This window comes from Pseudonocardia sp. McavD-2-B, assembly GCF_024124365.1.
Taxonomy (GTDB): domain Bacteria; phylum Actinomycetota; class Actinomycetes; order Mycobacteriales; family Pseudonocardiaceae; genus Pseudonocardia; species Pseudonocardia alni.
The window spans coordinates 1-12,539 of sequence record NZ_JAMXSG010000167.1; the positions used below are offsets into that span (position 1 = coordinate 1).

A 12,539-nucleotide genomic window follows, 5' to 3' on the forward strand; every position below is an offset into this window, starting at 1 on the left:
GCAGCTCGGGGCCGCGGCCTGCGCGGCGATCGCCGCCGCCGCGGCCCGGGCCCCGACCGCGCCCCCGAGTCCGGCGAGCACGACCGTCCCGACCAGTGCGATCGCACCCAGCACCCACGGGGCGGCGCCGGTCCGGTCCAGGACCAGCAGCACCGTCCCGCCGACCAGGGCGATCGCCCCCGCGGCGCCGACCGGCGGCGCGGCCACCCGGTTGGCGATCGCGAACGCGTCGGCGGTCCGCAGGCTGTCCGCGGTGCGGACGCCGGCGAAGCGGTTGCGCGGCAGCCGGCCGGTCGCCCCCAGCACGGCGAGGACGACGAGGACCACCCCGGCCAGCAGGAGCAGGGCGGCGAGGAGCAGGCGGAGCGTCGTGGGCACGTGACCAGGGTAGAACCCGGGGGAACGGGGATGCCCGCCCCGGCTACCCTGGTCACATGTGCACGGCCCGCCGACTTCCCGGCGCGGCGTCGTAGCCACAACACGGCGCCGCGACGGCCCCTCCTGCGTGATGCGCACGAGGGGCCGCGACGTGTTCCGGGCCCCGAGTCGGGCCGTCACGACAGGCATCCCCGAGGTGAGACGGACATGAGCACCGAGACCACGACCGCGTCCGAGCAGCGCGCGGACCGACCGGCGTACCGCTACGACGCCGAGATGGCCGCCCGGATCGAGCGGAAGTGGCAGGACTTCTGGGAGACCGAGCAGACCTTCCACGCCCCCGACCCGGGGCAGCCCGGCTCGGAGAAGCCGAAGGTCTACCTGATGGACATGTTCCCCTACCCCTCCGGGGCGGGGTTGCACGTCGGGCACCCGCTGGGCTTCATCGGCACCGACGTGCTGGGCCGCTACCTGCGGATGAACGGCCACAACGTGCTGCACCCGATGGGCTTCGACGCCTTCGGGCTGCCCGCCGAGCAGTACGCCGTCCAGACCGGGACGCACCCGCGGACGACGACCGAGGCCAACATCGCCCGCTACCGGCAGCAGCTGCGCCAGCTGGGCCTGGGCCACGACCCGCGTCGCTCGGTGTCCACCACCGACATCGGGTTCTACCGCTGGACCCAGTGGATCTTCCGCGAGATCTTCGAGTCCTGGTACGACACCGACGCCGACCGCGCCCGCCCGATCTCCGAGCTGCGCGCCGAGTTCGAGGCCGGCACCCGTCCGACCCCCGACGGCCGACCCTGGGCCGAGCTGTCCGAGGCCGACCGGCGCGCCGCCGTCGACGGGTACCGGCTGGCCTACATCTCCGAGGCGCCGGTCAACTGGTGCCCCGGCCTGGGCACCGTGCTGGCGAACGAGGAGGTCACCCCCGAGGGACGCTCCGAGCGCGGCAACTTCCCCGTCTTCCGCCGCAACCTGAAGCAGTGGATGATGCGGATCACCGCCTACGCCGACCGGCTGGCCGACGACCTGGACCGGGTCGACTGGCCGGAGTCGGTCAAGGCGATGCAGCGCAACTGGATCGGCCGCTCCGAGGGCGCTCGCGTGCGCTTCGCCGTGCCGGGCTCGGACGCGTCGATCGAGGTCTTCACGACCCGCCCGGACACCCTGTTCGGCGCCACCTACATGGTGCTGGCGCCCGAGCACCCGCTGGTCTCCTCGCTGGTCCCGCAGCAGTGGCCGGCCGGTACCGACGCGCGCTGGACCGGCGGTGCCGCGACGCCGGCCGAGGCCGTCGAGGCGTACCGGGCCGAGGCCGCCCGCAAGTCCGAGCTGGACCGCCAGGAGAACAAGGACAAGACCGGTGTGTTCACCGGCGCGTACGCCACCAACCCGGTGAACGGCGCGGCCGTCCCGGTGTTCGTCGCCGACTACGTGCTGATGGGCTACGGCACCGGCGCGATCATGGCGGTGCCCGCCGAGGACACCCGGGACTGGGACTTCGCGGCCGCGTTCGGGCTGCCGCACGTGCGCACGGTGCAGCCGCCGCCGGACTGGGACGGCGGCGCGTACACCGGCGACGGCCCGACCATCAACTCCGCGAACGACGAGATCAGCCTGGACGGGCTGGGCGTCGACGAGGCCAAGCGCACGATCATCGACTGGCTGGCCGCGAAGGGCGCCGGCGAGGGCGTCGTGCAGTACAAGCTGCGCGACTGGCTGTTCTCCCGGCAGCGCTACTGGGGCGAGCCGTTCCCGGTCGTCTGGGACGAGCACGGCCCGATCGCGCTGCCCGAGGACAAGCTGCCCGTCGTCCTGCCCGACGTCGACGACTACTCGCCCAAGACCTACGCCCCGGACGATGCGAACTCCGAGCCGGAGCCGCCGCTCTCCCGGGCGCACGAGTGGGTGGCCGTCGAGCTGGACCTGGGTGACGGCCCGAAGCAGTACCGCCGCGAGACGAACACGATGCCGCAGTGGGCCGGGTCGTGCTGGTACTACCTGCGCTACCTGGACCCGGAGAACACCGAGCGGTTCGTCTCCGCCGAGGCCGAGAAGTACTGGATCGGCAAAGACGCGGCCCGGTCGGTCGCCGACCCGGGCGGCGTGGACCTGTACGTCGGCGGCGTCGAGCACGCCGTGCTGCACCTGCTGTACTCGCGGTTCTGGCACAAGGTCCTGTTCGACCTGGGCCACGTGAGCAGCGAGGAGCCGTTCCGGAAGCTGTTCAACCAGGGCTACATCCAGGCCTGGGCCTACACCGACGCCCGCGGGACCTACGTGCCCGCGGAGGAGGTCGTCGAGGTCGTCGGCGAGGACGGCACGAGCGCCGGTTTCACGTGGAACGGGCAGCCCGTCACCCGGGAGTACGGGAAGATGGGCAAGTCGCTGAAGAACGTCGTGACGCCCGACGACATGTGCGACCGCTACGGCGCCGACACCTTCCGGCTGTACGAGATGTACACCGGCCCGATGGACGCCTCGCGTCCGTGGTCGACGCGGGACGTCGTCGGCCCGCAGCGGTTCCTGCAGCGGGTGTGGCGCAACCTGGTCGACGAGGGCACCGGAGCGGTGACCGTCGTCGAGGACGCGCCGTCGGAGGAGATCCTGCGGTCGCTGCACAAGGCGATCGCCGGTGTCCGCGAGGACTTCCCGGCGCTGCACTACAACACCGCCGCCGCGAAGCTGATCGAGCTGAACAACGCGCTGACCAAGCGTGGGGCGCCGGTGGAGCGCGAGGTCGCGGAGGCGCTGGTGCTGATGCTGGCGCCACTGGCCCCGCACATCGCCGAGGAGCTGTGGCAGAAGCTGGGTCACGAGGACACACTGACCTACGCGCCGTTCCCGGTCGCCGACGAGCGCTACCTGGTGGCGGACACCGTCGAGTACCCGATCCAGGTCAACGGCAAGGTCCGCTCGCGGGTCACCGTCGCCGCCGACGCCGCCCAGGAGGACATCCGGGCGGCCGCGCTGGCCGACGAGAAGGTCGTCGCCGCGCTGGACGGGGCCGAGCCGAAGAAGGTCATCGTCGTGCCGGGGCGCCTGGTCAACGTCGTCCGGTAGGGAACGCAGGCGACCTCCTGCCCGTTGAGCGGGCAGGAGGTCCGTCATGAGCGCAGTCCTGACCCTGATCGTCGTCCTGGCCGTCGTCGCGGCCGTCGTGTGGCTGGTACGGCGGCACAACGCGGACTCCGCCGCCGCTCTGGCGGACGCCCAGGCCGAGTCCCGGCGCTGGGTGGAGCGCCTCGGCGGCCAGGTCCTGGCCCTGACCGGGACCGACGACCCGAGCCGTCAGGCGCTGGCCGACGCCGCCGAGCGCTACACCGCCGCGGGCTCGCAGATGGAGCAGGCGCGCACGGCCGCGCAGTGCCGTCAGGTCACCGAGACCGCCTACGAGGGTCTCTACTACATCCGCGCCGCACGCACGGCGATGGGCATGGACCCCGGGCCCGAGCTGCCGCCGCTGCCGGGCCAGTCCCGCGCCGGTGAGGTCACCGAGGACCGCGAGGTCGAGGTGGAGGGCCGCAGCCTGGGCGCGTCGCCGCAGCCGACCGACCGGAACAGCCATTACTACCCCGGCGGGACCGTCGCCGGGCGTCCGGTGCCGCGCGGCTGGTACTCCGAGCCGTGGTGGAAGCCGGCACTCGTCGCCGGGGCCTGGGGCGTCGGTTCGGCGCTGCTGTTCACCTCGCTGTTCAGCGGGATGGCCGGCGCCGACCAGGCCGCCTACGCCGACGGGGCCGCCCTCGACGACCCGGGCTTCGACGGCGGTGCCGACGGCGGCTACGACGGCGCCGACCAGGGCGGCTTCGAGGGCGGGGGCCTGTTCGACAACGACTCCGACTTCGGCGGGGACTTCTTCTGACCCGCGCGCCGTAACGGCCGGCCCCCGGGCGGCATCCCCTCGTCCGAGCGACCAGCCCGTGGTCGGACGGCGAGAGGGGCCACGTCATGACGTACCACCTGCAGGCGGCGCGCGGGGGTTCTCCGACTTCCGGGGGCGCGCCCGGCGGGCCGGTCAGGCGCGGGACCCGCGCCTGACCGGCTTCTCCGGCCGCCGGGTCGCCCCGGTCCCCGGGTCCGGCGGCCCGGACAGGGCCGGCTCGGCGAGCCAGGCCTCCACGGCGTCGAGCACGAACGCGGCGTCGTCGAGGGCCGCACGCGCCTCCGCCGCCGGGGCGGTCACGTCCGAGTGGTCGGCCAGCGCCCGCCGGTTGTAGAGCGACCGGAGCAACCGCCCGGCCCGCGGGTCCAGCGACCGTTCCCGCACCACCCGACGCACGAACGCGCTGACCACCTCGGAGTGCTCGGCGCGGGTCTCCCCCAGCACCAGCAGCGCGGTCTCGGCGGCCCGGAACGCGGCGTGGAACGCGCGGGAGACCGCGGCGTCGCCGAAGCCGTTCTCGGCCAGCACCCGGGCCCCGCCCAGCTCGACCCGGGCCCGGGCGATCCCGCCGTGCACCCGCCGGGTCACCGGATCCGCACCGCCTCGGCGCGGGCACGCACGACCGTCGGGTCGGCGGCGCGGACGAGTTCGCCCTGGCCGACCGGCAGCACGCTGATCGTCAGCCCGGTCCGCCGGGTGTGCTGCCACAGCACGTCGTCCATCGCGCGGACCTCCTCCCAGGGCAGGATCGGGAAACCGTCGTCGTCGAGGACCACGAGCAGGTCGATCGCGGACTCGACCGAGCCCTCCCCGCTCGCCCAGGACCCGAACAGCAGCACCTGGCGCAGCCGGGGGCCGTAGAGCAGACCCAGGTCGTCGGCGACGGCGGCGGGCACGTCGTCGTTGGACGGGTCCGGATCGGGGTGGCGGGCCCTGAGCCGCTCGCCGTCGTCGGCGCCGATCAGGCCGGCCGCGACCAGCCAGTCCGCCGCGCGCCTGCGGGAACGGGCGTCGCGGAAGCGGTACCACTGGTCACGGACCTCGGGGAACTCGAACAGCGTGTTCTTGAACCGGCGGAACGCGCCCCGGCCGTCGATCGCGCGGTCCAGCAGCGCCGCGGCCCGCCGGTGCTGCACGCCCGCGGTGAAGTCGGACATGTCCCGGTAGGACTCCCGGCTGGTCACCGGCCGGATCTCCACCCAGTCCGGACCGGGCCGGCCGTCGCCGGACACGCCGTGCACCTCGGCGTCGGCCGGGTCGAGGTACCAGGTGACCTCCGGCGTGCGGTCCTCGAGCGCGTCCGCGAGCGCGGACAGGTCGAGGCGGGCGGGGTCGAGCACGGGGCGACTCTATGCCCGGTCCGGTGCGCGTGGCAGCCGCCGCGGGACCCTCAGCCGTCCTCCTTCTCCCCGGAGCCGAAGAGGAAGTGCGCGACGAGGACCGCCCCCCAGATCCCGATCGGGAAGATCGGCCAGAAGAACGGGAGGCCCTCCCCGTCGGAGGACGAGGCGAACGCGGTGACCACCCAGATGCCGGTCAGGACGACCGAGGTGCCGGCCCACGAGCGCCACTCGGTGAGGTGCTCACGCCTCGCCTCGGCCTTCTCCACCTGCGCCGTCTCGGCACGCACCGACGGCAGCGTCGTGCGTTCGACCGCGGGCAGGTCGGTGACCAGCCGGTCGAGGTCCGCGCGGACGGTCGCCGCGTAGGCCTGCTGCAACCGCTCGTCGTATTCGGTCAGCGACAGCCGGCCCTCGTCGTACGCCAGCTTCAGCCGTTCCGCGGTCTCGCTGCGGTCGGCGTCCGACACCCGCATCACGGACCGCTCGTCGTCCCTGGACTCCCCCATGCCCGTCGAGCGTAGCGACGGGGAGGGACACGGGGGTCTGTCGTTCGGACGATCCGCGCCCCCGGGGCGGGGCCGAACGGGTGGCGACCGCGACGCCGACGAGGCACAGCAGACCGCCGGCGAGCGCGGCCGGTGCCGGCACCTCCCCGAGCAGTGCCCAGGACAGTCCGACCACCACCGGCGGGATCGCGTACGTGGTGGCGGCCAGCCGGCCCGCGGTCGTGCGGGTCAGTGCGTATCCCCAGGTCAGGAACGCGACTCCGGTCGGGAACACCCCCAGGTAGACGACGCCGGCGACGGCCGTCGGCGGTGCCGTGGCGAGCGCGGCGACCAGCGACGGCAGGAACGGCAGCAGCGCGACGGCCCCGGCGACGGCGCCCGTCCAGGTCATCGTCAGGGCGTCGACCCGGGGCAGCAGCCGCTTCTGTGCGACGGCCGCGCCCGCGTAGACCAGTGCGGCGAGCAGCCCCAGCAGCACCCCGGACAGGTCGGCGCCCCCGGCCGACGACGCCGCCGCGATGAGCACCACCCCGGCGAACGCGACGGCCATCCCGGCCAGCAGCCGTGCCGGGAATCCCTCGCCGAGCAGGAGCCCGGCGAGCACGGCGACGACCACCGGTGCCACGTTCACCAGCAACGCGGTGGTGCCCGCGTCGAGGTGCCGCTCGGCCGCGTTCAGCGCGAGGTTGTAGACGCTGAACCAGGCCGCGCCCCAGATCACGACCGCCGCCAGCAACCGTCCGCGGGGCAGGGGTGGGCCGGGGCTGCGTCTGCGGGCGCGGACCACGGTCAGGATCGCGGTCAGGGTCAGGGCCCCGACCAACATCCGTCCCAGGGCCAGCGCGCCCGGCGACAGGTCGTGGCCGACGGCGCGGATGCCCACGAAGGCCGAGGCCCAGAGCACGACGGTGGTGGCCGCGGCGGCGAGCGGCAGCAGTCCCGGCCGGGTCGCGGCGCTCACAGGGTGGGCCGGCGGGTGTCGTAGCCGGTGCGGACGGGCAACCGTCGCGGTCGTTCCCGGAACAACCGGTACAGCGCAGCGAGGGTGGCGGGGGTGGTGAGGGCGAGCAGTCCCAGGTTCACGGTGGTCATGGAGCCATCGTCGGACTACTCACGGTTCAGCACCAGCGACATGTTCTACCTCTGGATTCAGTTCTGCTGTACGTTTGTCCGCGTGCTCGACGCTCACCGTCTGATGATCTTCCGGTCGGTCGTGGCCGGTGGGTCGGTGCAGTCCGCCGCCGCCAACCTGGGGTACACGCCCTCGGCGGTGAGCCAGCACGTCACCGCGCTCGCCCGGGAGACCGGCCTGGTGCTGTTCGAACGGGTGGGGCGCGGGCTGCGGCCGACCGCGGCCGGGCTCCTGCTGGCCGAACAGGCCGACGCGGTGCTGGCCCGGCTCGGCGAGGCCCAGGTGCTCGTCGAGGATCTGCGCACGGGACGCACCGGGTCGCTGGCGGTGGCCTACTTCGCCTCCGTCGGGTCCGCCTGGATGCCGCGGGTGGTGCGCAGGCTGACCGCCGGTTTCCCGGGGGTCCGGCTCGACCTGGCCCTGCGTGAGTGGCTGCCCGACGACCCGGCCGACCGGTCGGACCTGCAGATCGCCGTCGAACGACCGGAATTCGAGGCCTGGCCCGGGTTCTCGGTGCACCACCTGCTCGACGACCCCTACGTCGTGGTGGTGCCCGAGGGGCACCCGCTGGCCGGGGCGGAGCAGGTCGACCTGGCGGAGCTGGCCGGACAGCGGTGGGTGGACAACGACTTCGCCCGCGGGTGGTGCCGGCGCAACCTGGTCGAGGCCTGCGCCGCCGCCGGGTTCCGCCCGCCGTTCCACGTCGAGGCCCACGACTACCGCACGGCGTTGGCCTTCGTCGCCGCCGGCATCGGCGTCACCGTGCTCCCCCGGCTCGGCGCCGTCGACCTGCCGGCCGGGACCTGTGCGGTGCCGGTCGTGCGGCCCACGCCGGTGCGGACGATCCTGGCGGTGGTCCGGGACGCCGCGGCGGCGGCGCCACCGTTGCTGGCGGCCCTCGACGAGCTCCGCGAGCAGTCGGCGCTCAGCCCTGCGGGCGCACCACGATCTCGGTGAGGTGGGCGTCGCGGGTCGCGGTCAGCGCGGCCAGGATCGCGGCACCGACCGACTCGGGGCACAGGAACCGCGAGCCGTCGTACTCGCCGCCCTCGTGGGCGACGACCCGCTCCTGCATGGCGGTGTCCACCCGGCCCGGGTGCACCGAGGTGACCCGGATGCCGTGCCCGGACTCCTCCGCGCGCAGGGCGTCGCCGAACGCGCGCAGTGCGAACTTGCTCGCCGCGTAGGACCCCCAGCCCGCGCGGGCGGTGAGCCCGGACCCGGAGTTGACGAGCACGACGTCGGCACCGGTGTCGGCGCCCGCCGCGCGCAGTGCGGGCAGCAGCAGCCGGGTCGTCTCGGCGACCGCGACGACGTTGACGTCGAACTGGTGGCGCCAGGTCTGCGCGGTGGTCTCCGCGACGGTGCCCAGCTCCCCGACCCCGGCCGAGTGGACCAGCGCGTCGAGCCGGTCGATGCCGTCGAGGGCCGCGGCCAGCGCGTCGTCGTCGGTGAGCTCGACCGCCACGGTGCGGACCGCGACCGGGCCCGCCTCGGTCAGCTCACCGGCCAGGGTCTCCAGCCGCTTCTCGTCCCGGCCGCCCAGGACCAGGTCGTAGCGCGGCGCGAGCAGCCGGGCGGTGGCGGCGCCGATGCCCCGGGAGGCACCGGTGATCAGGGCGAGCGGGCGGCGGGGAGCGGTCACCCGATGAACCTACGACGACCGGCCCCGTCCTGCGCGAGGACGGGGCCGGTCGTCGTACCGGGGAGCGTGCGCGCTCAGACGCGGCGGGCCGAGTTGAACGGCATCCGGTCGATGTCGGAGATCTTCACCGGCTGACCGCTGGTGGAGGCGTGCACGATCTGGCCGTCGCCGATGTAGATGCCGACGTGGCTGACCGGGCTGTAGAAGAACACCAGGTCGCCGGGCTTGAGGTTCGACTTGGACACCTTGGTGCCCACCTGGGCCTGGGCCCGGCTGGTGCGGGGCAGGTCCTTGCCCGCCTTGTCGAACGCGTAGCTGACCAGGCCGGAGCAGTCGAAGGCGCTCGGACCGGTGGCACCCCAGCGGTAGGGCTTGCCGAGCTGGGCCATCGCGGTGGCCATCGCACCGCTGCGCGCGGCGGCGGCCTGTGCGGCCGGGGCCGCGGCCTGCGCGGCGGACGAGACCGACATCGCGGCCGGGTTCGCGCCGAGCGCCGGCAGGACGTTCGCGGCCGGGGCGACGTCACGGGTCACGGTCTCCGCGGCGGGTGCCGCGGATGCGGTGGCGTCCGTGGGGGCCGCGGTGGCGGCGGGGAGCACGGACAGAACAGCGGCCGCGGCGGCGGTGGTGGCCACGACGGCGACGCGGAGCGCCGGAGCGGAATGACGCTGGGGCACGGTGGGGTCCTCGGGATGTTGCACCACCGGAGGAGCGGTCGGGGCGGGACCCGTGGGCGCCGGTACGAAGGGGGAGTTCCGGTGGGGACACCGACGGCACTCACGACCCGCCCGCGTCGTCGCCCGGCGGTGACCCTGCACCCCTCACCCCGGATGGGCGGTGGTCGCGCAAGGCCGGACCGCACATTACGAACAGATATCGCGCAAATAAATGACGCAGGGCACATTCATTGCATGACTGCGCTCACGACGAATAACGAGAACATTCCGGATCGGTAATGTCGTCTTCCGGAACGTCTTCGGTACGGCAACGGCCCGGGGATGACCTGCACGGTCGTCCCCGGGCCGTTGTACCGAGAAACGGATCAGCTGTCGATCTCGCCCCGGATGAACGCCTCGACCTTGTCGCGGGCCTCGGAGTCGCGGTACTGCTCCGGCGGCGACTTCATGAAGTAGCTCGACGCCGACAGGATCGGTCCGCCGATGCCGCGGTCCTTCGCGATCTTGGCCGCCCGCACCGCGTCGATGATGATGCCCGCGGAGTTCGGGGAGTCCCAGACCTCGAGCTTGTACTCCAGGTTCAGCGGGACGTCACCGAACGCGCGGCCCTCGAGCCGGACGTAGGCCCACTTGCGGTCGTCCAGCCAGGACACGTAGTCCGACGGGCCGATGTGCACGTTGCCCTTGCCCATGTCCCGGTCCACCTGCGAGGTGACGGCCTGGGTCTTGGAGACCTTCTTGGACTCCAGCCGCTCGAGCTCCTTCATGTTCAGGAAGTCCATGTTCCCGCCCACGTTGAGCTGCATCGTGCGGTCCAGCTGCACGCCGCGGTCCTCGAACAGCTTCGCCAGCACCCGGTGGGTGATGGTCGCGCCGACCTGGGACTTGATGTCGTCGCCGACGATCGGGACGCCGGCGGCGCGGAACTTCTCCGCCCACTCCGGGTCCGAGGCGATGAACACCGGCAGCGCGTTGACGAACGCGACGCCCGCATCCAGCGCGGCCTGCGCGTAGAACCGGTCGGCGTCCTCGCTGCCCACCGGCAGGTAGGACACCAGCACGTCGGCCCCGGTGTCGCGCAGCGCCTGTACGACGTCGACGGGCTCGCCGTCGGCCTCGGTGATGGTCTCCCGGTAGAAGCGGCCGAGACCGTCGAGGGTCGGCCCGCGCTGCACGGTCACCCCGAGCGGCGGCACGTCCGCGATCTTGACCGTGTTGTTCTCGCTGGCCGAGATCGCGTCGGCGAGATCCTGACCGACCTTCTTCGCGTCGACGTCGAACGCGGCCACGAAGGTCACGTCCCGGACGTGGTACCCGCCGAAGTCGACGTGCATCAGGCCGGGGACCTGGGTCGACGGATCGGCGTCCGCGTAGTAGTGAACCCCCTGGACCAGCGACGCCGCGCAGTTGCCTACGCCGACGACCGCCACCCGAACCTGGCTCATGTCAGGCTCCTCCTGTTGTCTCGTCCTGTCGTACCCCGCCGGTCGCGGGCCGGGATGGCCCGCCGCCGGGGAAGGTCCTCTCGTCGCGGCCGTCCGCGGCACCCTGCTCGGCCCGTTCGGTCGCGATCAGCTCGTTCAGCCAGCACACCTCGCGCTCGGAGCACTCCAGCCCGAGCCGGTGCAGCTCGCGGGTGTAGCGGTCGACCCCCTCGCAGGGCCTGCCGAGCGCGGTGCGCAGACCGTCCCGGCGTTCCTCGACGGCCCGTCTGCGGCCCTCCAGGATCCGGATCCTGGTCTCCGCCGGTGTCCGCGCGAAGAACGCCAGGTGCACGTCGAAGCTTCCGTCCTCCCACGCCTGGGGGCCGGCCTCGGCGAGCATGGCCGCGAACCGGTCCTGGCCCGCCGGGGTGATGCGGTAGACCCGCCTGCCCCGTCGCAGCCGTCCCGGAGCGCGTCCGTACTGATCACCCGCCTCGTCGGTGGTCTCGGCGATCGACCCGGCCCGGAGCAGCCGGCGCAGGGCCGGGTACAACGAGCCGTAGGAGAACGCGCGGAAGCCGCCGAGCCTGCGGCCGAGCTGCTTGCGCAGCTCGTACCCGTGCAGCGGACCGTCCTGGAGCAGGCCGAGGACCGCGAAGTCCAGCATCGCGACCTCCTCCGTGCGGACCGCCGACCGGTCATCCTATCGGTCCGATACATCGATCCGTCCCCTCCATGATCGTCGTCACAGGTGGTCGCGGACCGGACGAGTACCCCGACCAGGGACGGAACGGTCGTGTCCGCAGGGGCCCGTGCGGGACGGCGATGGGTCCGCGGGTCCGTCCCGCGTACCCTGGTCGGGTGCTCAGCCCGCGACAGGTGGTGGACTACGCCCTGCAGCGCCGTGCTCTGCTGGCCGACGTCCGGGCCGGCCGGGTCGGACGTGAGGAGGTGTGCGATGCGGGTGCCTACCTGCTCCGCGCCGCGCGCTTCCACGGGACGTCCGCCGGTCGGGCCTGTCCGGTCTGCCGCCACGAGGAGCTCGCCCAGGTCTCGTGGGTGTTCGGCGAGAGCCTGCGCCACGTCTCCGGCTCGGCCCGCTCCGCGGCGGACCTCGAGCAGCTCGCGGCACAGGTCGCCGACTTCTCCGTGCACGTCGTCGAGGTGTGCACCGAGTGCCGTTGGAACCACCTGGTCCGCTCGTTCGTCCTCGGCACCGGCCGCCCCCGCCGCGGCCGGCGGAGTGCGGGTGGCTGAGTCCGATGGCACCCTGCCCGACGAGCACGACCACCCGGACCGCGCGCACCGCGCCGGTCCGCTGCCGGATCCCCTCCGCCCCGGGCACCCCCGGCCCGGGCCGCTGCGGATCCGGTCCACCGCATCCCACGGAGCCGCCCGGTGAACGACGAGCGTGACCCCCGGCGCACCCCGCCGCCGCCCCCGCCCCCGCCCCCCGGTCCTCCGCGGTCCCGTCCCCCGATGCCCCCGCCGGCACCCCGACCGGGCGTGGGCCCCCGTCCCCCGATGCCCCCGCCCCCCGGT

13 protein-coding genes and 2 pseudogenes are annotated in these 12,539 nt (G+C 73.6%); 4 read left to right on the top strand and 11 right to left on the bottom strand.

The features are described 5' to 3' along the window. On the bottom strand, positions 1-378 hold a 378-nt coding region (locus NH602_RS20090), incomplete at its 3' end, for an SdpI family protein (RefSeq protein WP_253068610.1). A 207-nt stretch (positions 379-585) separates the two neighbouring features. Between NH602_RS20090 and leuS the strand changes: the two genes are divergently transcribed. Further along, the gene (gene leuS / locus NH602_RS20095; RefSeq protein ID WP_073573694.1) at positions 586-3,447 is read left to right on the top strand and encodes a leucine--tRNA ligase; all 2,862 of its coding nucleotides are present in this window, start codon (positions 586-588) and stop codon (positions 3,445-3,447) included. Between the two features lie 46 nt (positions 3,448-3,493). Beyond that, positions 3,494-4,249, top strand: a complete 756-nt coding sequence (locus NH602_RS20100) for a hypothetical protein (protein WP_253068611.1) — start codon at positions 3,494-3,496, stop codon at positions 4,247-4,249. 153 nt (positions 4,250-4,402) lie between these two features. On the opposite strand, the gene NH602_RS20105 is transcribed toward NH602_RS20100, so the two are convergent. The 6 genes and pseudogenes from NH602_RS20105 to NH602_RS31445 all read right to left on the bottom strand — a co-directional run bounded on the left by NH602_RS20105 (position 4,403) and on the right by NH602_RS31445 (position 7,211). Further along, positions 4,403-4,858, bottom strand: coding sequence for a HEPN domain-containing protein (locus NH602_RS20105; protein ID WP_073573692.1), 456 nt, complete (start codon positions 4,856-4,858; stop codon positions 4,403-4,405). Continuing rightward, positions 4,855-5,610, bottom strand: a complete 756-nt coding sequence (locus NH602_RS20110) for a UPF0158 family protein (RefSeq protein ID WP_073573691.1) — start codon at positions 5,608-5,610, stop codon at positions 4,855-4,857. The genes NH602_RS20105 and NH602_RS20110 overlap by 4 nt, the downstream gene beginning before the upstream one ends. Positions 5,611-5,660: 50 nt before the next feature. Beyond that, positions 5,661-5,900, bottom strand: coding sequence for a hypothetical protein (locus NH602_RS31980; RefSeq protein ID WP_253068613.1), 240 nt, complete (start codon positions 5,898-5,900; stop codon positions 5,661-5,663). Positions 5,901-5,987: 87 nt separating this feature from the next. After that, a pseudogene (locus NH602_RS31985) lies at positions 5,988-6,119 on the bottom strand (DUF1707 domain-containing protein); the annotation flags it as partial. 142 nt (positions 6,120-6,261) lie between these two features. Beyond that, positions 6,262-7,080 (bottom strand): annotated as a pseudogene (locus NH602_RS20125) (DMT family transporter); the annotation flags it as partial. Next, positions 7,077-7,211 carry a hypothetical protein gene (locus NH602_RS31445; protein WP_255497419.1) on the bottom strand — a complete coding sequence of 45 codons (135 nt, stop codon included), beginning with the start codon at positions 7,209-7,211 and terminating at the stop codon, positions 7,077-7,079. The pseudogene NH602_RS20125 and the gene NH602_RS31445, both read right to left, overlap by 4 nt. Before the next feature lie 82 nt (positions 7,212-7,293). On the opposite strand from NH602_RS31445, the gene NH602_RS20130 reads away from it, so the two are divergent. Beyond that, complete coding sequence (locus NH602_RS20130) at positions 7,294-8,208, top strand: LysR family transcriptional regulator (RefSeq protein ID WP_073573689.1); 915 nt, start codon at positions 7,294-7,296, stop codon at positions 8,206-8,208. On the opposite strand, the gene NH602_RS20135 is transcribed toward NH602_RS20130, so the two are convergent. The 4 genes from NH602_RS20135 to NH602_RS20150 all read right to left on the bottom strand — a co-directional run bounded on the left by NH602_RS20135 (position 8,177) and on the right by NH602_RS20150 (position 11,664). Then, positions 8,177-8,896, bottom strand: a complete 720-nt coding sequence (locus tag NH602_RS20135; RefSeq protein WP_253068612.1) for an SDR family oxidoreductase — start codon at positions 8,894-8,896, stop codon at positions 8,177-8,179. The genes NH602_RS20130 and NH602_RS20135 overlap by 32 nt on opposite strands. A 74-nt stretch (positions 8,897-8,970) precedes the next feature. Beyond that, the gene (locus NH602_RS31990; RefSeq protein WP_073573687.1) at positions 8,971-9,573 is read right to left on the bottom strand and encodes a C40 family peptidase; all 603 of its coding nucleotides are present in this window, start codon (positions 9,571-9,573) and stop codon (positions 8,971-8,973) included. A gap of 365 nt (positions 9,574-9,938) precedes the next feature. After that, on the bottom strand, positions 9,939-11,018 hold the full coding sequence (locus NH602_RS20145) for an inositol-3-phosphate synthase (RefSeq protein WP_073573686.1): 1,080 nt from the start codon (positions 11,016-11,018) through the stop codon (positions 9,939-9,941). Position 11,019: 1 nt separating this feature from the next. Then, positions 11,020-11,664, bottom strand: a complete 645-nt coding sequence (locus tag NH602_RS20150; protein WP_073573685.1) for a PadR family transcriptional regulator — start codon at positions 11,662-11,664, stop codon at positions 11,020-11,022. 194 nt (positions 11,665-11,858) lie between these two features. On the opposite strand from NH602_RS20150, the gene NH602_RS20155 reads away from it, so the two are divergent. Further along, positions 11,859-12,254 carry a DUF5318 family protein gene (locus NH602_RS20155; protein WP_073573684.1) on the top strand — a complete coding sequence of 132 codons (396 nt, stop codon included), beginning with the start codon at positions 11,859-11,861 and terminating at the stop codon, positions 12,252-12,254. Positions 12,255-12,539: the final 285 nt, after the last annotated feature.

Excerpts from the sequence above, each read along its gene's own strand:
- NH602_RS31445 (WP_255497419.1), bottom strand. The coding sequence starts at position 7,211 with ATGACCACCGTGAACCTGGGACTGCTCGCCCTCACCACCCCCGCCACC.
- NH602_RS20100 (WP_253068611.1), top strand. The coding sequence starts at position 3,494 with ATGAGCGCAGTCCTGACCCTGATCGTCGTCCTGGCCGTCGTCGCGGCC.
- NH602_RS20150 (WP_073573685.1), bottom strand. The coding sequence starts at position 11,664 with ATGCTGGACTTCGCGGTCCTCGGCCTGCTCCAGGACGGTCCGCTGCAC.
- NH602_RS20145 (WP_073573686.1), bottom strand. The coding sequence starts at position 11,018 with ATGAGCCAGGTTCGGGTGGCGGTCGTCGGCGTAGGCAACTGCGCGGCG.
- leuS (WP_073573694.1), top strand. The coding sequence starts at position 586 with ATGAGCACCGAGACCACGACCGCGTCCGAGCAGCGCGCGGACCGACCG.